General features: G+C 63.4%; 21 protein-coding genes and 1 tRNA gene. 12 read left to right on the top strand and 10 right to left on the bottom strand.

Going from position 1 to position 19,760, the window contains the following annotated elements; translation table 11 throughout:
- The first annotated feature begins 701 nt into the window (after nt 1-701).
- From BM177_RS16315 to tgt, 8 genes are all read left to right on the top strand, one after another.
- Nucleotides 702-1,022 (top strand): 2Fe-2S iron-sulfur cluster-binding protein, encoded by a 321-nt coding sequence (locus tag BM177_RS16315; protein WP_091685723.1) that lies wholly within the window; start codon nt 702-704, stop codon nt 1,020-1,022.
- 246 nt (nt 1,023-1,268) lie between these two features.
- A complete protein-coding gene (locus BM177_RS16310) occupies nt 1,269-2,306 on the top strand; it encodes an NAD(P)/FAD-dependent oxidoreductase (RefSeq protein WP_091685682.1) in 1,038 nt (345 codons plus the stop codon).
- A 37-nt stretch (nt 2,307-2,343) separates the two neighbouring features.
- On the top strand, nt 2,344-2,841 hold the full coding sequence (gene coaD, locus BM177_RS16305) for a pantetheine-phosphate adenylyltransferase (RefSeq protein ID WP_091685679.1): 498 nt from the start codon (nt 2,344-2,346) through the stop codon (nt 2,839-2,841).
- A gap of 39 nt (nt 2,842-2,880) precedes the next feature.
- On the top strand, nt 2,881-3,477 hold the full coding sequence (locus BM177_RS16300) for a peptidylprolyl isomerase (protein WP_091685676.1): 597 nt from the start codon (nt 2,881-2,883) through the stop codon (nt 3,475-3,477).
- Nucleotides 3,478-3,667: 190 nt separating this feature from the next.
- Nucleotides 3,668-4,123 carry a peptidylprolyl isomerase gene (locus tag BM177_RS16295; RefSeq protein ID WP_091685674.1) on the top strand — a complete coding sequence of 152 codons (456 nt, stop codon included), beginning with the start codon at nt 3,668-3,670 and terminating at the stop codon, nt 4,121-4,123.
- A 108-nt stretch (nt 4,124-4,231) separates the two neighbouring features.
- Nucleotides 4,232-4,450, top strand: a complete 219-nt coding sequence (locus BM177_RS19630) for a hypothetical protein (protein ID WP_139223678.1) — start codon at nt 4,232-4,234, stop codon at nt 4,448-4,450.
- Nucleotides 4,451-4,541: 91 nt separating this feature from the next.
- A complete protein-coding gene (gene queA / locus BM177_RS16290; RefSeq protein ID WP_091685672.1) occupies nt 4,542-5,609 on the top strand; it encodes a tRNA preQ1(34) S-adenosylmethionine ribosyltransferase-isomerase QueA in 1,068 nt (355 codons plus the stop codon).
- Complete coding sequence (gene tgt, locus BM177_RS16285; RefSeq protein WP_091685670.1) at nt 5,606-6,748, top strand: tRNA guanosine(34) transglycosylase Tgt; 1,143 nt, start codon at nt 5,606-5,608, stop codon at nt 6,746-6,748. Before queA ends, tgt begins: the two co-directional genes overlap by 4 nt.
- Nucleotides 6,749-6,757: 9 nt before the next feature.
- Here the strand turns inward: tgt and BM177_RS16280 are convergent, their stop codons facing one another.
- From BM177_RS16280 to sdhC, 6 genes are all read right to left on the bottom strand, one after another.
- The gene (locus tag BM177_RS16280; protein ID WP_091685667.1) at nt 6,758-8,017 is read right to left on the bottom strand and encodes a lytic murein transglycosylase; all 1,260 of its coding nucleotides are present in this window, start codon (nt 8,015-8,017) and stop codon (nt 6,758-6,760) included.
- Nucleotides 8,018-8,041: 24 nt separating this feature from the next.
- Entirely contained in the window at nt 8,042-8,596 is a 555-nt protein-coding gene (locus BM177_RS16275; RefSeq protein ID WP_091685721.1) for a lytic transglycosylase domain-containing protein, read from the bottom strand.
- A 271-nt stretch (nt 8,597-8,867) separates the two neighbouring features.
- Nucleotides 8,868-9,647 carry a succinate dehydrogenase iron-sulfur subunit gene (locus BM177_RS16270; protein ID WP_091685665.1) on the bottom strand — a complete coding sequence of 260 codons (780 nt, stop codon included), beginning with the start codon at nt 9,645-9,647 and terminating at the stop codon, nt 8,868-8,870.
- Between the two features lie 78 nt (nt 9,648-9,725).
- Nucleotides 9,726-11,564: a succinate dehydrogenase flavoprotein subunit gene (sdhA, locus tag BM177_RS16265; RefSeq protein WP_091685662.1), complete on the bottom strand. Its 1,839-nt coding sequence runs from the start codon at nt 11,562-11,564 to the stop codon at nt 9,726-9,728.
- Nucleotides 11,565-11,658: 94 nt separating this feature from the next.
- Nucleotides 11,659-12,051 carry a succinate dehydrogenase, hydrophobic membrane anchor protein gene (gene sdhD / locus BM177_RS16260; protein ID WP_091685660.1) on the bottom strand — a complete coding sequence of 131 codons (393 nt, stop codon included), beginning with the start codon at nt 12,049-12,051 and terminating at the stop codon, nt 11,659-11,661.
- A 60-nt stretch (nt 12,052-12,111) separates the two neighbouring features.
- Nucleotides 12,112-12,525 (bottom strand): succinate dehydrogenase, cytochrome b556 subunit, encoded by a 414-nt coding sequence (sdhC, locus tag BM177_RS16255; RefSeq protein ID WP_091685719.1) that lies wholly within the window; start codon nt 12,523-12,525, stop codon nt 12,112-12,114.
- 270 nt (nt 12,526-12,795) lie between these two features.
- Here sdhC and BM177_RS16250 point away from each other — a divergent pair, with 270 nt between their 5' ends.
- Nucleotides 12,796-13,755: a CE1 family esterase gene (locus BM177_RS16250; RefSeq protein ID WP_244532394.1), complete on the top strand. Its 960-nt coding sequence runs from the start codon at nt 12,796-12,798 to the stop codon at nt 13,753-13,755.
- A 160-nt stretch (nt 13,756-13,915) separates the two neighbouring features.
- Here the strand turns inward: BM177_RS16250 and BM177_RS16245 are convergent, their stop codons facing one another.
- Together BM177_RS16245 and BM177_RS16240 are read right to left on the bottom strand one after the other, a co-directional pair.
- Nucleotides 13,916-14,233, bottom strand: a complete 318-nt coding sequence (locus tag BM177_RS16245; RefSeq protein WP_091685658.1) for a DUF167 family protein — start codon at nt 14,231-14,233, stop codon at nt 13,916-13,918.
- A 32-nt stretch (nt 14,234-14,265) separates the two neighbouring features.
- Entirely contained in the window at nt 14,266-14,556 is a 291-nt protein-coding gene (locus tag BM177_RS16240; protein WP_091685656.1) for a YggT family protein, read from the bottom strand.
- Nucleotides 14,557-14,800: 244 nt separating this feature from the next.
- Here BM177_RS16240 and BM177_RS16235 point away from each other — a divergent pair.
- Nucleotides 14,801-14,876 (top strand) — tRNA-Ala (locus tag BM177_RS16235).
- Nucleotides 14,877-14,991: 115 nt separating this feature from the next.
- Here the strand turns inward: BM177_RS16235 and BM177_RS16230 are convergent.
- Both BM177_RS16230 and cckA read right to left on the bottom strand, forming a co-directional pair.
- Complete coding sequence (locus BM177_RS16230) at nt 14,992-15,357, bottom strand: hypothetical protein (RefSeq protein WP_139223677.1); 366 nt, start codon at nt 15,355-15,357, stop codon at nt 14,992-14,994.
- Between the two features lie 73 nt (nt 15,358-15,430).
- The gene (gene cckA, locus BM177_RS16225; RefSeq protein WP_091685651.1) at nt 15,431-17,938 is read right to left on the bottom strand and encodes a cell cycle histidine kinase CckA; all 2,508 of its coding nucleotides are present in this window, start codon (nt 17,936-17,938) and stop codon (nt 15,431-15,433) included.
- A 220-nt stretch (nt 17,939-18,158) separates the two neighbouring features.
- On the opposite strand from cckA, the gene BM177_RS16220 reads away from it, so the two are divergent.
- Together BM177_RS16220 and BM177_RS16215 are read left to right on the top strand one after the other, a co-directional pair.
- A complete protein-coding gene (locus BM177_RS16220) occupies nt 18,159-18,437 on the top strand; it encodes a hypothetical protein (RefSeq protein ID WP_139223676.1) in 279 nt (92 codons plus the stop codon).
- 269 nt (nt 18,438-18,706) lie between these two features.
- Nucleotides 18,707-19,723 (top strand): flagellar biosynthetic protein FliO, encoded by a 1,017-nt coding sequence (locus tag BM177_RS16215; RefSeq protein ID WP_244532393.1) that lies wholly within the window; start codon nt 18,707-18,709, stop codon nt 19,721-19,723.
- The last annotated feature ends 37 nt before the right edge of the window (nt 19,724-19,760 follow it).

The raw sequence follows: 19,760 nt of genomic DNA, 5'->3' as shown, positions 1-19,760 counted from the left end.
TCGGCGCTAATAATCATCGCCGCCGCCGAAAGCGGAAACTGTTAACCAAACATTACTTTACAGCTGGAATGGAAGGATTCAAACCCGCACTGCGCCACGATGTCAAAACATCGTTAACGCGGCCGCGATTGGAGGCCTTGGAGTGAAATTCCGCCGATTCCTAGCCTGCGACGGCCGCCCCGGGCTCATGGCTCATGGGTCCGTCCATGCTCATGGGGTCGTGGTACCGTCCATGCTCATGGGGTCGTGGCGCCTGCTCGGCTTTCGGCCGCCGCGAGCGCTCTCTTACCGGATTTGTTTTTCGGGCGCGCCTCACTCTATTCCCCGGCGCAGACCCGAAGCTGCGTCTTTAGTTCATTTTTCGGCGCGGTCTGTTTCTTATATGTTCATTATACCCGTATCGCCGGGATCAATGTTCGGCGCCCGAACGGCCGAGAACCCGAAGGGGAGGGGGTTCGGCAGGGGGCGGGGCGGTTGGCGAACCTGAACGCTCGCCCGAGGCCGGAAACGGAGCCCGGCTCTGGTCCGCGCCGGGGGCGAAATATTATCGCCTTGCGGGATTTGTGAACTTCGGCCATGTGTGTGCCAGTTTTGTCGGCCATGTGTGCGCCGGTTTTGAAAGCGCCGCCCGTTCGCGGGCGGCGTCGTTTTATGCAACCGCGGAATTCTGCAACCGCGAAAAGACGTCTGAAGCGAGATCCATGACCAAAATCACCTTTATCGATTCTTTTGGCGAAGCCCGCGCCGTCGATGGCGAGGACGGCGCGACCGTTATGGAAATCGCGATCCGGAACGCGATTCCGGAAATCTCCGCCGAATGCGGCGGCGGCTGCGCCTGCGCGACCTGCCATGTCTATGTCGATGAAGCCTGGGTCGAGAAGACGGGCAAGGCTTCGGATCAGGAAGAGGACATGCTGGATTTCGCCTACAAGGTTCAGCCGAACTCGCGTTTGTGCTGCCAGATCAAAGTGACGCCCGAACTGGACGGACTGATCGTCAGCACGCCTGACCGGCAGGGTTAGGGCGTCGTCGAAACCTTGCCGCGCCGGCGATGCGCGATCCGGGAGCTTCCGGAGGCGGGGGCGAAAGAATTACCGTCTTCCATAGTTTTTGTTGCGCAAGAGTTTTAGTTGCGCAAGCCGTAAAAATGGGGTCGCCTTGTCGGGGCGAGGCATGAACAGGGGTCGCAGCGCGACGGGCTCGCGGCCCAGCCAGCGAAGCCGGACCTTGGAGAGTCCGGCCCCGGCGGGATCAATCTGGAGCGGAATATGAGTGAGTGCATCAAGACCGACGCTGTGATCGTCGGCGCAGGACCGATCGGGCTGTTCACTGTCTTCGAGCTGGGTCTGCTCGACATCAAATGCCACCTGATCGATATTTTGCCCAAACCCGGCGGCCAATGCGCGGAACTCTATCCGGAAAAGCCGATCTACGACATTCCCGGCCACCCGATGGTGACGGGGCAGGGCCTCGTCGACAAATTGCTGGAGCAGATCGAGCCGTTCCGGCCGACGTTCCATTACGGCGAAATGGTCGACTCGCTCGAGGTTCTTGGCGGGCCCGAGGCGACGTCGTTCCGGGTGAGGACAAGCGGCGGCGAGGTGATCGAAAGCAAGGTCGTCTTCATCGCCGCCGGAGGCGGCTCGTTCCAGCCCAAAAAGCCGCCGATCGACGGGATTGACGAGTACGAGGGCAAATCGGTCTTCTACTCCGTGCGCAAGATGGAGAATTTCCGCGACAAGAATGTTGTGATCGTCGGCGGCGGCGATTCCGCTCTGGACTGGGTCCTCAATCTGCAGCCGATCGTGAAACGGCTGACGCTGGTGCATCGCCGCGACGATTTCCGCGCCGCGCCGCATTCGGTCACAGCTATGCGCGAACTCGTCGCGGCGGGCCACATCGATCTGCGCATCGGTCAGATCTCCGCGCTCGGCGGCGCGGACGGCGAACTCTCCTCGGTGGTCGTCAAGGCGCAGGACGGATCGCTCGAGAAGATCGCGTGCGAAAAGCTGATGCCTTTCTTCGGGCTCACGATGAAGCTCGGTCCGATCGCCGACTGGGGCCTCAATCTGCACGAAAATCTCATTCCCGTTGACACCGAACGGTTCGAGACAAACATTCCCGGAATCTTTGCGATCGGAGACATCAACACCTACAAGGGGAAATTGAAGCTGATCCTCTGCGGCTTCCATGAAGGCGCGCTGGCGGCGCAACGGGCGCACCGTTATGTCTATCCCGAGAAAAAACTGACGTTTCAATATACGACCTCGTCGACCAATCTGCAGAAGAAGCTCGGGGTGAATTGAGTCAGGGCTCGACCAGAATTCGCGCGGAGCCGCGAGGATGACGCGGATCGCGCTCTATCCGGGCTCCTTCGATCCCCTGACCAATGGTCATATCGACGTCATCGCCGGCGCGGCGAAACTGTGCGACGAACTCATCGTCGCGATCGGGGCGCATCCGGGGAAAACCCCCTTGTTCAGCCTCGATGAGCGGCGGGACTTGATCGAACGCTCCTGTGGCGCTCTCGCCGCGCTGAAATCCTGCAGACTTTCGGTGCGGCCCTTCGCGGGGCTCGCGGTGACGGCGGCGCGCGAGGCGGGCGCGAACATCATCGTGCGCGGACTTCGGGACGGCGGCGATTTCGACTACGAAATGCAGATGGCCGGAATGAACATGGCGATGGCGCCGGACATCCAGACGGTGTTTCTCGCGGCCTCGCCCGCCGTTCGTCATATTACGGCGACATTGGTGCGGCAGATCGCGGGCATGGGCGGCGACGTGTCGCGATTCGTGCCAGAGCCCGTCGTCCGGGCGCTGGCGGCCAAACGCGTCGGTTAAACCCGCATGACAAGAAACCACAGGGAAGGATTTTACGAGATGACGCTCCTCCGGTCGATTTTTGGCCTCGCTTCGGCGCTTGTTCTTTTTTCCGCGCTGGCGGTGGGCACGGGGTCTTCGGCTCCGGCGCAGGACCCGAAGAATACGATCTACCTCGACACCAAGGACGGCCGGATCGTCATCGCGCTGCGTCCGGACCTAGCGCCAAAGCATGTCGCCCAGATCGAGGCGCTGACCAAGCGGGGCTTTTACGATGGAATCGTTTTCCATCGCGTCATTGACGGCTTCATGGCTCAGACAGGCGATCCGACCGGCACCGGAATGGGCAAATCCGACCTGCCGAACATTCCCGCCGAGTTCTCGTCCGAGCCGTTCAAACGCGGCACGGTCGGAATGGCCCGCTCCCAGGATCCCGATTCCGCCAATTCGCAGTTCTTCATTACTTTTGGCGACGCGTCGTTCCTCAACAATAAATACACGGTGGTCGGTCAGGTCGTCTCGGGAATGGATGTCGTCGACAAGATCAAGAAGGGCGCAAAAGAAAACAACGGAAGCGTGACGGCCCCCGACAAGATCATCAAGATGCAGATCGCCGCCGACGCCGTTCCGGCCCCGGCCGCCGCCAAGGCCAAATAGCCAAATAGATTGCGGACGCGCCATTTACCTCGGCCGGCCGATCGGATATGGCGGTGCAGCGAAAGCGCGCCGCCGGGCGTCCTGGATGACGAACAGGCCCGGGATTCACAGGGCCCAGGATTTACTGGGCTCAGGATCAAAGGGCCCAGGATTTACAAAGACAATCGCCGTTTAAAATGGGAGTGCTGAGATGCCGGAAGCGGGAAACACGCTGACGTTGGAGACGACGAAGGGCCCTGTCGTGATCCAGATGCGGCCCGATCTCGCGCCGGGCCACGTCGCTCATATCAAGAAGCTCGTCGAAGAAAAGTTCTACGATGGAATCGTCTTCCACCGCGTGATCAACGACTTCATGGCGCAGACGGGGTGTCCGCACGGCTCCGGCACGGGCGGCTCGAAATATCCTAACATCAAGGCCGAGTTCAACGCCGAGCCGCATGTTCGCGGCACGTGCTCGATGGCGCGGGCGCAGGATCCGAACTCCGCGAACTCGCAGTTTTTCATCTGCTTTACCGACGCCCGCTTCCTTGACCGGCAATATACGGTCTGGGGTCAGGTGATTTCGGGCATGGAAAACGTCGACCAGATCAAGCGCGGCGAGCCGGTCAAGGATCCCGATAAAATCGTGTCGGCGACAATCAGCTGAGCGCCAGTGGGGCGCGGAACGTAGGCTTCGGCTTGCAAGCCTTGAGCGGGTGGTTCATCGTGGCCGTTCGCGAAAAGAGAAGCGCCCAAGCCCGCCGGAGACGCGCCCATGTCAAAATTGCAAGACAACACCCCACAACCTTCGGAATCTCCCCAGGAGACCGGCGCTCCCGCTGGGCCAAAGACGCAATGGAATCGGTTTGTGGAGGGGTGGAATGAGACCTTTCCGGACAAGATCAGCGTCATGATCTTCTTCATGATCGCCTTCGCGGCGCTTTTTCTGTTCGGCCGGGTCGTTGTCCGCATGCGCTATCTCTTCGGAATTTGAAGCACCCGGGAATCTGAAGCATCCGGTCTCTCATGATTCTGAAGATTCCGGCGGCGAAGCCATTCCATCGTCCCAGCCGTTTTAGCCTTTCATGCGCGTCGATCTTTTTGATTTCGATCTCCCGGCGGATCGCATCGCGGTTCGTCCGGCGGAGCCGCGCGACCATGCGAGGCTGCTCGTCGTCCGGCCCGGGGAATCCGATCCATTCGACGATGGCGCCATTCTCGACCTGCCGGGGTTGCTGAGGCCCGGCGACGTTCTTGTCGTCAACGACACGCGCGTCATTCCGGCCCGGCTTCAAGGCGTTCGCACGAGAGGAGCCGACCGAGCGCGGATCGAGGCGACCTTGCACAAGCGCGAGGGAGAGGCGCGCTGGCGAGCCTTCGTGCGCCCGGCCAAGAAGCTGAAACAGGGTGAGATCGTCCGTTTTTCCGACGCGCCGGGCCTGGCGGCGGCGGTCGCCGAAAAAGGCGAGGCGGGCGAGGTTCTCCTTGCTTTCGATCTCTCCGGCGCGGCGCTTGATGCGGCGATCGAGCGGATCGGACAAATGCCGCTCCCTCCCTATATCGCCGCGCGACGGCCCGCCGACGGCCGGGATGCGCTGGACTATCAAACCCTGTTCGCGCAACGCGCGGGGGCGGTGGCGGCGCCGACGGCCGGCCTCCACTTTACGCCCGGACTCGTCGCCGCCCTCAAGGCGCGCGGACTTCTGATCCAGACCGTCACGCTGCATGTCGGCGCGGGCACGTTCCTGCCAGTCAAGGCGGACGAGACCGGAGATCATAAGATGCACGCCGAATGGGGCGAGGTGAGCGCGGCGACGGCGGACGCCCTCAACCGCGCGCGGGCTTCCGGCGGGCGGATCGTAGCCGTCGGCACGACCAGTTTGCGAATCCTCGAGTCGGCGGCGGGCGACGACGGCGTCATCGCCCCTTTTGCGGACGATACGTCGATTTTCATCACGCCGGGATATGTGTTCAAGGCGGTCGGCGCGCTGCTCACGAATTTCCATCTGCCGCGATCGACGCTCTTCATGCTGGTTTCGGCCTTCTGCGGGCTGGAGACGATGCAGGCCGCCTATTCTCATGCGATCGCGTCGGACTATCGCTTCTACAGCTATGGCGACGCATGCCTGCTTTTCCCGGCGCAATCAGCATGACCGGCGGCTTTCGTTTCAATGTGACCCGGACGGACGGCCAGGCTCGAACGGGCGTGATCGCGACGGCGCGCGGCGAGATTCGCACGCCGGCCTTCATGCCGGTGGGGACGGCGGCGACCGTGAAGGCCATGCATCCCGAGGCGGTGAAGGCCCTTGGCGCCGACATCGTACTCGCCAACACCTACCATCTCATGCTGCGGCCGGGGGCGGAGCGCGTCGCCGAACTCGGCGGGCTGCATCGATTTATGAACTGGCCGTGGCCGATCCTGACCGATTCCGGCGGGTTCCAGGTCATGTCGCTCGCCAAGTTGCGGAAGCTCGACGAGGACGGCGTGACCTTCCAGTCCCACATCGACGGCGCCCGGCATCGTCTGACGCCGGAACGCGCGATGGAAATTCAGGCCCTTCTCGGCTCCGACATCCAGATGCAGTTCGACGAATGCGTGCGGCTGCCCTGCGAAGAGGACGAGGCGCGGCGCGCGATGCTGCTTTCGCTGCGCTGGGCGGAACGCTCCAGGGCCGCGTTTACGCCTGCGCCGGGGCGGGCTTTGTTCGGCATCGTTCAGGGCGGCGCGTCGCCGGCTCTTCGGATCGAAAGCGCGACGGCGCTGACCGGCATGGACTTTCACGGCTACGCCCTCGGGGGTCTCGCCGTCGGCGAACCGCAGGAGATCATGCTGGCGATGATCGAGACGGCGCTGCCGCTTCTTCCGGCCGGAAAGCCCCGCTATCTGATGGGCGTCGGCGCCCCCGACGATCTTCTGGAAAGCGTCAGGCGCGGAATCGATATGTTCGACTGCGTGATGCCGACGCGGGCGGGGCGCCATGGGCTCGCCTATACGCGGAGGGGCCGCCTCAATCTGCGCAACGCCCGCCATGCGGGCGACCCGGCGCCCGTCGATCCGCTGTCCGCCAGCGCCGCGGCGCGGACCTATTCGCGGGCCTATCTGCATCACCTCGTGAAATCGGGTGAAATCCTCGGCATGATGCTGCTGACCGAAATCAATCTCGCCTATTACGAAGATCTGATGGAGGCGGCGCGGCGGGCCATCGCGGCCGGAGACTACGCGGATTTTTGCGCCCGGACCAAGGAGGATTGGGCGCTCGGCGAAGGCGAAGGCCAGCCAAAGCCTTCCTGATGATCACAATCAGCGCCCCGGCGGAGCGGCGGCCTGCTCTTTCAATTTTTTCAGAACGTCCGGCGACCCAAAGCCGTCGGCGGGATCGATCCTGGCGCTGACCTGAAACGCGTGGATGGCGTCGCGCGAGGCCTGACCGAACCGTCCGTCGATGTCGCCCCGATAAAAGCCCGCCGTGCGCAGCAGCGTCTGAATCTCGGATTTTTGGGCGCGGCTCATCGCGATTTCGCCGGCGGGCCAGCGCCCCTGAAGACCCGGCCGGCCAAGGATGCGATTTCCCAGGAGGGCCAGCGAGAGCGCGTACGAATCTGAATTGTTGTAGGCCTTGAGAACCCAGTAATTCTCCGACAGCAGAAAGGCGGGGCCGGCCGCGCCGGACGGAAGAAAAAGCGTCGCCTCGCCCGCCGCCGGAAGCGGACGGCCGTCCGCGCTCACGACTCCAAGGGCGGCGAAGGCCGGAAAACCGCGATGCAGGGAGGAAAAATCGAAGCCTGCCGGGAGCACGACCTCCATCCCCCAGGGAAGGCCGGGGCGCCAGCCCGATTGACGCAGGAAATGAGCGATCGAGGCCAGAATATCCTGCGGGCGGTCCCAGATGTCGGGCGGGCCCGATCCATCGTAGCTGAGGGCGTATTTGAGATAGGCCGACGGCATGAATTGCGGGCCGCCCATCGCCCCGGCCCAGGAGCCGCGCATTTTGGCGCGGTCCACGTCGCCCTTGTCGAGGATGACGAGCGCCGCGATCAATTCGTCAAGGAAGAGGGCGCGGTCCTGCCGCCGGTAGGCGAGGCTCGCCAGGGAGCGCACGATGTCCTTGCCGCCCATCGCCCGGCCGAAGTCCGTTTCGACTCCGTAGGCGGCGACGACGATTTCGCCCGGCACGCCGAAACGCTCTTCGATTTGCGCAAGGTCGGCTTTCCATTTCGTCAGCACGTCGCCGCCGCGGCTGATTCGCTGCGGCGACGCCGCATCAGTGAGGTAGGATTTCAGCGGCTTGTCGAATTCTGCCTGCGGACTTGCGGCGCTGGGCGCGGCGGGGTCGGGCTCCATCCCCTCGAACGCCGCGTCGAAGGTCGCGCGCCGGACGCCTTTGGCTTGCGCGAGCGGCCATGCGGTCTGCAGGAACTGGCGAAACCCGGAGTCGGCGGGCGCGGCGGCGGGGGAGGGCTGCGCTTTTTCGAGCGCCGGGGCCGCCTCCGTTCCTCCCCACACAAAAAGTGCGAGAGCCGAGCCGAGGAGTAAATTGCGGGACCGGGCGATCCGGCGCATCGGAGCGCTGATATGCTCCGGAATTTATTGACCCGCCGGCTGCGCCGCCTGGTCTGGCGGGGAGAAGAGCGAGGCGAAGCTGAAGCCCGGGGCTTGCTGCGGCGCGGACGCCGCCGCGACCGCCGCGGCGTCGGGGATGGGTTTCACAGGCTCGGAGGACGCCGTCCGCAGGTCTCCCAGCATGTGCTTTTGTTTCGCTGTGAAATAATAACCGGCCGAATAAAGGACGACGGCCCGGTCTTCGTCGCCGCCGGCGATGCGGTAAGCGTTGGCGAGATAGGGAATGGCGTAGGTGAGGTTGACATGGGGGTCGAGCAGGCCGTTCACAGGACCCGAATATCCCATGCTATGCGCGGTCGAATATTTGATCTGCATCATCCCGTAGCAGGCGTTGTGGACGAGCCGAGGCTGATAACGGCTCTCGCGCATGATGACGCGATGGATCAGCTTTTCCGGAACGCCATGGGCCGCGGCGTGGCGCGCGATTTCATCGTCGAACTTGTTGGTCGGCCGCTCGGCGGCGAACGCCAAGGAAGTGGGAACGAGCGCCGCGAGGGCGAGTGACGAAATGCGCAACATGAGCTTTGCCTCCACGCCTTGTTTGTCCGGGCGGATCGTGGCGGCAAAAAGGCGGCACAGCTGAGGCTGGTGAAGGACTTCGGACCCGTTGCGGGAAAGCCACAGTCCGGGCGGGCTTGCCGGAAGGGTTAACGGTTTCCCTTGGAGGCGCGAGGCGCTCCCGTTGAACGCCCCCGCCGACCGTCACTTTGGGGCAGGACTTTTTCCCGCGCGCCTGGCGGCCCGGCTATTAAGAAGTTCGGGGCGTGCAGGCCAGCGAAAAGGCGTCCGTCTAAAGCTGGCGCGCCAGCATCATGTTCTTGATTTCGGCGATGGCTTTCGCCGGGTTCAACCCCTTGGGGCAGGCCTTGGCGCAATTCATGATCGTATGGCAGCGATAGAGGCGGAACGGGTCTTCGACGTTGTCGAGCCGGTCCCCGGTCGACTCGTCGCGCGAATCGATCAGCCAGCGGTAGGCCTGCAGCAAGGCGGCGGGGCCGAGATAGCGGTCGCCGTTCCACCAATAGCTCGGGCAGGAGGTGGAGCAGCACGCGCACAGGATGCACTCGTAGAGGCCGTCGAGTTTGCGGCGCTCGCCCGGCGACTGCCGCCATTCCTTTTCGGGCGCGGGCGTCGACGTCTGCAGCCAGGGTTCGATCGAGGCGTGCTGGGCGTAGAACTGGGTGAGGTCGGGCACGAGATCCTTCACCACCGCCATATGCGGCAGGGGATAGATAGTCACCGCGCCCTTCACTTCGTCGATGCCCTTGGTGCAGGCGAGCGTGTTGGTCCCGCCGATGTTCATCGCGCAGGAGCCGCAGATCCCTTCGCGGCACGAGCGCCGGAAGGTCAGGGTCGGATCGATGTTGGTCTTGATCCAGATCAGCGCGTCGAGAACCATCGGCGCGCAATCATCGCGATCGACGTAATAGGCGTCGATGCGCGGGTTCTGATCGTCGTCCGGATTGTAGCGGTAGATCTTGAACTCGGTGAGGCGCTTTGCGCCTTCTGGCTTCGGCCAGACCTTGCCGGCGACGGGACGGGATTTTTTGGGGAGATTGAATTCAACCATAGTTTATCGTCCTGGCGGCAGACGCTCATCTCGGCGAGCGTATGTGGCGATCAGCTTGTCTGTAAATAGTCGACGCTCTCAATACACCCGCTTCATCGGCTCGATCGAATGCATCTCGTTGGTCATGGTCTGGCTGTGCACCGGGCGGTAGTCGATCTTGACCGCGTGCGCCTCGGCGTCGACCGTCGCCAGCGTGTGTTTCATCCAGTTCTTGTCGTCGCGTTCGGTATAGTCCTCGCGCGCATGGGCGCCGCGCGATTCGGTGCGGTTGGCCGCGCCCGCCATGGTGACGACGGCCTGAACGATGAGATTGTCGAATTCGAGCGTCTCGATGAGGTCAGAGTTCCAGATCAGCGAACGGTCGGTGACCGAAATCTGGTCCTTGGCGTCCCACACTTCGCGGATCAGCCGGCAGCCTTCGTCGAGCGTCGCGCCGGTGCGGTAGACGGCGCAATTATTCTGCATCACCTTCTGCATCCGCAAGCGTAATTCTGCGGTCGGCAGCCCGCCCTTGGCGTGGCGGAAATGATCGAGCCGCGAGAGCGCGAGGTCGGCCGAATCGGGGGCGAGCTCGGGCTGTTTCGCGCCCTTGGTCACGAGTTCGGCGGCGCGCAGGCCCGCGGCGCGCCCGAACACGACAAGATCGATCAGCGAGTTCGAGCCGAGCCGGTTCGCGCCGTGGACCGAGACGCAGGCGGCTTCGCCGATGGCCATCAGGCCGGGCACGATCCTGTCCGGATCGCCGTCCTTCTTGGTGACGACCTCGCCATGGAAATTGGTCGGGATGCCGCCCATGTTGTAATGGACGGTCGGGAGAACCGGAATCGGCTCCTTGGTGACGTCGACGCCGCAGAAAATGCGGGCGCTTTCCGAAATGCCGGGGAGGCGCTCATGCAGCACGGCCGGGTCGAGATGTTCGAGGTGCAGATGAATGTGGTCCGCGCCCTTGCCGACGCCGCGCCCTTCGCGGATTTCGACGGTCATCGAACGCGAGACGATGTCGCGCGGGGCGAGGTCCTTCACCGACGGCGCATAGCGCTCCATGAAGCGCTCGCCTTGCGAATTGGTGAGGTATCCGCCCTCGCCGCGTGCGCCTTCCGTGATGAGGCAGCCGGCGCCGTAGATGCCGGTGGGATGGAACTGCACGAACTCCATGTCCTGCAGCGGCAGGCCGGCGCGCAGCAGCATGGCGTTGCCGTCGCCGGTGCAGGTATGCGCCGACGTCGCGGAAAAATACGCCCGGCCGTAGCCGCCGGTCGCCAGCATGACGAGTTGCGAGCGGAAGCGGTGGATGGTGCCGTCGTCGAGCTTGATGCAGACGACCCCGCGGCAGGCGCCGTCCTCCATGATGAGGTCGATGGCGAAATATTCGATGAAGAATTCGGTGTTGTAGCGCAGCGCCTGGCCATACAAAGTGTGCAGCATCGCGTGGCCGGTGCGGTCGGCGGCGGCGCAGGTGCGTTGCGCGGGCGGGCCCTTGCCGAATTCGGTGGTCATGCCGCCGAACGGGCGCTGATAAATCCGGCCGTCCTCCGTCCGCGAGAACGGCACGCCCCAATGCTCCAGTTCATAGACGGCCGCCGGCGCATTCCGGCAGAGATATTCGATGGAATCCTGATCGCCAAGCCAGTCCGACCCCTTGACGGTGTCGTACATGTGCCATTTCCAGTTATCGGGACCCATATTGGCGAGCGAGGCGGCGACTCCTCCTTGGGCGGCCACGGTGTGGGAGCGGGTCGGAAAAACCTTGCTGATGCAGGCGGTGCGCAGTCCGGCCTGCGAACAGCCGACCGTCGCCCGCAATCCCGCGCCACCGGCGCCGACCACGACAACGTCAAACGTGTGGTCGGTGACCGGATAGGCGGAGCCATTCCTGGCGGGCGCCGCGATGCCGCTCGTTGAGCCATTGATGGCCATAGATGTCGCCTTTCGAAAATCGCCGCGGCCGCGCTTTTCGCGCTTCCGCCCGTACCGTGTTTATTGAATCAGCTTTATTGAATCAAAAGAGCCGTCAGACGAAACTCAGCTTGAGGGCGGCATAGACGCACGCCAGGCCGACGCCGAGGCAGAAGAAAAGATTGGCGATCAGCGACCAGTCTTTCCAATGCGCGTCGTGAACGTAATCGTCGATGATCGTCTGCATTCCGAGCTTCATGTGGTAGACGCCGGCCAGGATGAACAAAAGCAGCGTCAGAGCCGCGAAAGGGTGGCTGAGTTCCGCGCGCGCCGCCGCATAGTCCTTGCCCGCAAGCGAGGCGATGATGCAAACGAATCCGATCGAGAGCGGAAACAGCGCCGTCGCCGTGACCCGCATGGCCCAGTTCTCGGCGGCGCCCGACTTGGCGGAGCCAAGATATCGCACCCGGCTCGCCGCGGTTCGGGTCGAGGTGGAATCATGCGCCATTGATATTGGTTCCTTCGTTGCGCCGGCCAGATCCTGGAGCGGCGTCCGGTTCAGACGCGCCTAACGCGCGAAAAAAGCGAAGATCCAGACCGCGAGCGTCAGGACCGCCCCGCCGACCAAGGTGCCTTGGGCCAGCCATTCCCGCTGCGGATGATCCATACCAAATCCGGCGTCCCAGATCGCGTGGCGGACGCCGCCTAGAAAATGATGGAACAAAGCCCATGTCAGTCCGAACAGGATCAATTTGCCGATGATCGAATTGAAGAACGAGGCGGCGACGGCGAAGGATTCGGGGCCCGAGGCGGCGGCGATCAAAAACCAGGCGAGAAGCAATGTGCCGCCATACAGCGCAACACCGGTGATGCGATGGGCGATCGACATCATCATCGTCAGCATTGGCGTATAAATTTGCAAATGGGGGGACAGCGGACGCCGGCTTTCAGGGCTGCCCCGACCTAACTCCACTTCCGCCATCGATTCGAACCCGATCCTTGTAATAATGCGACTTTGCTCCATTAAACTAAACCGATGGGCGGAGCAACGCTTCTGCCGGGAAACACGTGACGGCGCGAAGCCGCAGTCCCGCGCATGAGACGGCATCGGTTGCGCACATTGGTTCGAGATTTGCGTTGTGGGCCTTTCGCCGCGACTGTTTTTTGCGTATCGAAGCTGTGCTGGCGGAAAAATCCGGGCTAAAGCCGTGAAATCATGGCTGTTGGCCGCAACCATGAGAAGCGAGAACGCATGGCGGGGTTGTGCGAAATGGCGGTCGGCAGGAGCGTCGGGACGAGTCTGGGGCGTCTGGTCTTGCGCTCGGTCATGGCCGCTGGTTTGGCCGTCCTGGCGATCGCCGGGGCTTCCGCGACGGCTTTCGCCGCGGCGGGCCGCGTTACGATCGAGTCCGGAGGCAGCGCGCGCACCGCCTTGCTCGTCCAGCACCGCAGGCTCAAGCAAGCGAGGCGTCCGGTCGTCGTCGTTCTGCGTGGCGGCCGCGACAAGGCCTCCCACCAGCGGCGTATCTTCGGCCTCGAAGACATGGCGCGCGGCTCGGGACCGATCCTCGTCTATCCTGATCCGCAAGGGCATTGGGCCGAATCCCCCGGTCCCGAAATGAACCGCGACACCGGGTTCGTCCGGGATCTGATTGGAAAGCTCGTGTCCGATGGTCTCGCTGACCGCCGAAAGGTGTTCCTGATCGGAATTTCGAGCGGCGGCGCCCTGGCCCTGCGTCTCGCCTGTGAAAATTCCGCCCTTTTTGCCGGGGTCGCCGTGGTCATTTCCAGCATGCCGGCCGATCTCGGCGCAACCTGCGCGCCGTCCCGTCCGCTACCGTTCCTCATCATCGCGGGGACGGCGGACACCCAGGTGCCCTTCACCGGCGGCAAGGCCAATTTGCCGGACAACAAGAGCGAATTTCTCGCGGTCGACGCAACTCTCGGTATTTTCGGCAAGGCCGCAGGGTGTGGTGAGGGGCGGACGAGCATGGCTTTCCCCGACCGTAATCCCCGCGACGGCAGCCGGGCCTATCTCGACAAGCTGACGGGATGCAAGGTTCCGGTCGCGCTCGTCCGGATCGAAGGCGGCGGCCATTCGATTCCCGGCCACTGGAATCCCGGCGATCCTGAATCCGGACCGGCGGCGCGCAATAACGACATCGAGAGCGCCAAACTGATCTGGGATTTTTTTCGTGAGGCCCAAGAATAAGGCCAACAATAAGACCAAGAATAAGACCGAGAATAAAGCATAAGACCAAGGAATAAGAACCCAGAAATCAGGCCCGAGACTTTGGGCCGAGATTTGGGTCAAGTTTTGATTTGGATCACGTGTTGTTGCGGCAAGGCCGAACCTTGCCGAACGGGAGGAATCAGGCTCCGCATAATTGCGTCAACGCCTGAGAGATTGCGGCCGGGTCGCCGTTGAGGGCCAGCGTCTTGACCCGGCTGGCGCCGCCGGAGGCGATCCGCACCGACGAGGATGGAAGGCGAAGCGCCTTGGCGACAAGGCGAATCAAGGCGGCGTTCGCCTCGCCGTCCTGCGGAACGGCGCGGACCCGGACTTTCAGGAATTGTCCGCCGTTGGAATCCTGTCCCGGTCCCTCGATTTCGTCGCGGCTGCTTTTCGGCGTCAGGCGAACTTTAAGCAGCACTTCGGCGCCGTGCGTCCGCCAGGGAAACTCAGCCAAAGGACATCAGCCGGAAGGCTCCGGACGCCGGTTCAGAAGACGAAGGGGTAAATATAGAGAAAAATGACCTGCTCGATGAAATAGAGCAGCAAAAGCACAATCACCGGCGAAATATCGATGCCGCCCAGATCCGGGATTTGCCTCCGGATGGGGCGCAGGACAGGTTCGGTCAGGGCGTTCAGCCCGTTCCAGAGCGAGCGCACGAGATCGTTGTGCAGGTTGACGATGTTGAATGCGACGAGCCAGGACAGAACCGCCGAGATGATGATCACATAGGTGTAAAGATGCAGAACAACGACGATGAGATCGAGAATCGCGCGCATTTGTGCTCCCTGGCGCCGTCTTAAGCAGGAGCCCTGGAAAGGGTGGCCGTATGTCCGGCGCTTTCCTGCTTTGAACCAAAGCCATCCGGCTCAAGCGGCAGAATCGTTTACCCGGCTTGAGCCGGGCTGGCAAGTCTGTGGCGACAGGGACCGGGTCGGGCGGGATTTCTGAACTCCGCCAGGAAAGCTGACTTGAAAAGCGGTCTTGCGCGGGCCGCGATGCTCGCGTAGAACCCCTGCGACAGGGGCTGTAGCTCAGATGGGAGAGCGCTGCAATCGCACTGCAGAGGCCAGCGGTTCGATTCCGCTCAGCTCCACCAAGCGATCCCGCAAGCGGGATGAATCGTCAAGACTAGCGCTGTCGACCAAGAGCGCCGCCGGCCAAGACAAAATCTTACCGACCTCGAGCAAGCGCTTACCGACCGAGGCGCGAGCTCATTGGCAATGGGTCGCTCCGAGAAGGGCCAAAAATCCAGGAAAACCCTGGATGATCCCGCCGGGATCGCCGCAGTCGCGACGGGGCAGGGCGGCGTCTGTCGCGGCGTTGTAATCATAGATCGAGCAGTCGAGATTTGCGTTCCCCGTCGCGATTCGGAAATAGGTCTGGCCGCGATCGGCGGAGCCGGGCGCCCATTGCGCGACATAGCGCTCCATCGGGCAGTTCACCCGGAACAGATAGACGTTTGAAGGCGCGCTTTCGGCCAGGTCCGCCGCGGCGGCTCCGGCGGCGCAAATCGCGCCCGCGGCGAGGAGCGACAGCGCTTTTCCAATATTGAGCATGGCTTGTCCAATATTGAGCACGGCTTGCCTCCGGGGTTGCGGCGATGGAGCGACTCATCGCTCAGATGAGGGCGCTGCGCAATCTGGCGCCGAGTCAGTCCTTGGCTCCCTTCACCGCCTCGATCAGCTGCTTCAGGGAAAAAGGCTTGGGCAAAAAACTGAAAACTTCGCCCTCGGGCAGGTTTTTCTGGAACGCATCCTCGGCGTAGCCGGACACAAAAATCACCTTCGCCTTGACGCCGCGCTTGCGTAATTCGCCGAACATCGTCGGCCCGTCCATTTCCGGCATGACGACGTCGGAGACGACAAGATCGATTTTGCCCTCGTTCTGCTCGACGACTTCGAGCGCCTCAAGGCCGGAGGCAGCCTGGAGCACGGTGTAGCCCCGCGAGGCAAGCGCTCGCGCCCCGAAGGCGCGGACCGCCTCCTCGTCCTCGACAAGGAGAATGGTGCCGTGACCGGTCAGATCCTTCGCCGGAGCCTTCGCCGCTTCGGCCGCGGGCGGAGCGTCGCTCTCGCTGGCGACATGGCGAGGCAGAAGGATGGAAAATGTCGAACCCTTGCCGACCGTGCTGGCGCAAACGACGAAGCCGCCGGTCTGTTTGACGATGCCATAGACCATTGACAGTCCGAGGCCGGTTCCCTTGCCGATCTCCTTGGTCGTGAAGAAGGGCTCGAAGATCTTGTCTCTGACTTCGGGTGCGATGCCGTGCCCGGCGTCCACGACCTCGATCGCGACATAATCCGCCGGAGTGAGGGAGGGCTCGTCGAATTCGCCGCAATCCGCCGCGGCGACATTGCGGGTCCGAAGCAGGATTTTGCCGCCCTCCGGCATGGCGTCGCGGGCGTTCACGATCAGGTTGACGATCACCTGTTCGAATTGGTTGACGTCCGCTTTCACGAGCCAGAGATCGCGGCCGTGCCGCAGGTCGAGATCGATCTTTTCGCCGACGAGCCGGCGCATGAGGATCTGAAGGTCGGCGAGAACGTCGCCGAGCTGCAGAATCTGCGGCCGCATCGTCTGACGGCGGGAGAACGCTAGCAATTGCCGCACGAGGCCGGCTGCGCGGTTGGCGTTCTGCTTGATCTGCATGATGTCGTGGAACGAGGGGTCCGTCGGACGGTGGTTCGCGAGAAGCAGATCGGAAAAGCCGATGATGGCGGTGAGGACATTGTTGAAATCATGCGCGACGCCGCCGGCGAGCTGTCCAATCGCCTGCATCTTTTGCGATTGCTCGAAATTCGTCCGCAGGGCCTGCTGTTCGGTGGTGTCGAGCGCGTAGATGGTCGCGCCCCGGCCGTCGCGGTCGTCCGAGGGGGAAACGAACAGGCGCGCCGAGCGCTCGCCGTCGCCTTCAAGGGCCGCGTCCAGCGGAGCGATGTCGGTCTTCGATCTCAAGGCTGCGGCGAGGGCCGTTTTGAGGGCGTTGCGGTCCGGCTCGGCGATGGCCGAATAGATCGGCTCGGCGGCTTTCAGCGCCCGAGGCATGAGCCGGGCGAAAGCGGCGTTCGAGCGCTTGATCCGGCCTTCGCCGTCGAGAAGCGCGATCGCGACAGGCGTCGCGTTGAAGACGCGGGCGAAACGGACCTCCGCCGCGCGCAAGTCTTCCGCCGGCTCCACTCCGGACTCACGGTTGAGCACGAGCGTGCGTGACGGGCCCGGCCTGCCTTCCTCGTCGAAGGCGACGCGGTGGAGCAGGCGGGCGGGGAGGATTTCTCCACCCGCGCGCTTGAGGTCGATGTCGAATTGTTCGGTGCGGACTTCGCCGGGGCCGCCCGCGACCGACGCTAGCAGCGAGACGCCGTCGCCGGCCAGAAATTCGCCGAGGCGAAGACCGCCCCCAGCGGCGTGGGCGACGTCATAGCCGAGCCAGGCCGCAAGCGTCGCGTTCATATAGGAGACGCTTCCATGGGCGTTCGAGGAAAAAAAGCCGGCTGGAGCGTCGTCGAGAAAATCGATAGCGCGGCGCAGATCCTGAAAAGCGTCTTCTTGCCGTTTTCGCTCGTGCGTGACGTCGACGACGCTCCAGAGGCTGACGCGCGCGCCGTCCGCCGTCTCGATCGGCCTGACGCTGATCTTGTACCAGCCAGCCTGCCCCCCGCCTTCGAGGGCCCGGGACAGACGCAATTCTTCTTCGCCCCGCCGGTTCCGCCGCGAGGCTTGAGCCAGCCGGTAGATCGCTTCGGAAACCTCCGGCGCGCCGGAAAAGAGCTGCTCCACCGGGCGAACAGCCGCGGCCCCGCAATAATTGCGGTAGGCGGCGTTGGCGTAGAGGAGCGCGCCGGCGCTGTCGGTCGCGACCAATCCTTCGGGGGCGCCGTCGCTCGCAAGCCGGGCAAATTCGCCGTCAGGGCTTTGTGAGGCGAAGCCGGCGAGGCCCAATGCGAAGGCGAAGAGCGCGCAAACTCCGATGACCGCAAGAACGCCCAACGCGCCGGCGGCGAGGTGCGCGGCCAGTTCTTTCGGCAAGAATGAGAACGCCGCCGCGATGGCCGCCGTCGCCAAGGCCAACGCCAGCACGAGGAAGGGATTGCCTCCGGCCCGCGGGGTCCAGGGGCGGCCGATCGTGGAGTCTCGTGCGGAAATGTCTTGTTCTGTCATGTTCTTCCACGCGGAATGTGCAGAATGAACGTTCGGCGCCGGGTTCTGAACGAGGACTCGAATCGCCGCACGCCGTCATCATAGGCCGATCTCCTTTCCTAAACCTACGTCAGGAGCGAGACTCGCGCGGCGAAGGCCAGGGTTCAAGCTCTCTTGAGAGGCGAGCGGCGGGTTTCCACTTTGCCGGAAAATGCTTTATGTTCCGCCAAGGAGAATGCGCATGAGAACGTCCGTAAAGATCCTTTGTCTCGCCGCCGCCGGCGCCGCCTTCTCGGGGGGCGCGATGGCGCAATCCGGGGGCCGTTATTACGATCCGCCGCAGGGCTATTACGGCTCGCCGCCGCCCGTGAATCCGCCTCGGCAATGGCTGGAGGAAGGCCGCTCCGTCGCCGGCTGGGACCGCTATCGCTATGATTATTCCGGGACGCGCGGCCGCATGGGGCTCGGGGCCGACCCGATGCGTCCCGAGGGGCCGGGCAATTCCACGTTCGGTAGGTAAAAACTTCCGCAACGCTCCGCACAACGTGGCGGGATCGTCGCCCGCGGGGCCTTTGTGGGCGCTGGCTCTGACCGAAAGCGGACTTTCTGCGGACCGGACAGGGATCGCGCGCCCAAGTATTTGATCGCGTTAAGAATGTAACGCGAAACAAAAAGTCTGGGCTGTTTTCCAATTCCGCGCGAACGGAAAAAGCTCTAAGGTCCCTGGATCGACGATCCGCTGCGTCCATTACGCGTTCCATTGCGCGTTCCATTGAATGAGCCGTCAGGATGTGGGCAGAAACCCTTTTTCAAAACAAGACGATGGTGTTTGCCGCAAGCGCGCTGGGCCTGCTTGTCGCCGCGGTTTTGATTTTGTTGATCTTTCGTCTGATCTTCGGACGGCGGTTGCGAATGGCGTCCAACGCCAGAACCCGGATGCCGCGGCTTGGAATCGTCGATGCCTTCGATCTCGACCGTAACCGCCAGCTCGTCATCGTGCGCAGGGATAATGTCGAGCATCTCCTGATGATCGGGGGACCGAACGATCTCGTCATCGAGGCGGAAATCATTAGAGTTGAAGGGCGCGACGTCAGATTGCGCGAAAAGGAGCCGAGGGAAAAGGAGCCGCGCGAGGCGATCCAGGCCGGTGTGAACTGGCCGCCCGAAGCGGAGCCGGCCCGCATGCCTGCCCGTCCGGTCGCGCCCGAAAGGAAGCCGGCGCCCGTCGCCGCCGACCTTGTGGCCGAACCGGCGCCTCCGCTGGTTCCCGAGGAGCCGAGTCCGCCCCCCGCGCCGCAACGCCCGACGTTTCCGTTGCCGCCGCGACGCACCCCGACGTTCACGCCCTACGCCCAGAGGCCTCAGCGGGACTCCGTCTCGCGCTCCGACTTGAGTCAAAAAGGCGAACCGGGTTCAGGATCCAGCGCTCCGCCGCCGCCGCGCGCGCCTCTCGCGACTCCCTTTTTGCGGCCGCCGCCGCGCGTTGCTCAGGATACGGCGAAGCAACCGCCGGCCTCTGGCGCCGCCGCAAGCGACGCCTCGCCGCGTTCCGGCGATCTTCCGGTCGAGACAGGCGCTCCTCATGGGATGGCGGAGAGTTCCGCGGCGCTGGAGCCGCCGCCGGCCGCCGACACGCCGCCGCCGGCTGTCGCGGCGTCCTCTTTTCCTGAGAGCCTGGACGGGCCATCCTTCGCCGAGATTTTCAAATCGTCTCCCGACCCGTTCAAGTCGCCGGCGGGCTCAAATCCCGTCGATACGCTCGAGCAGGAGATGGCGAAGCTTCTGGGTCGCGGCCCGAGCAAATAGAGGCGGCGCTGTTCTGGAAAAGGCGCCCGGCAGGGGG

Source organism: Methylocapsa palsarum, assembly GCF_900114285.1.
GTDB classification, from domain to species: Bacteria; Pseudomonadota; Alphaproteobacteria; order Rhizobiales; family Beijerinckiaceae; genus Methylocapsa; species Methylocapsa palsarum.
The sequence above is the reverse complement of the archived record's forward strand: the minus strand, read 5'-3'. Positions and strand labels throughout refer to the sequence as shown.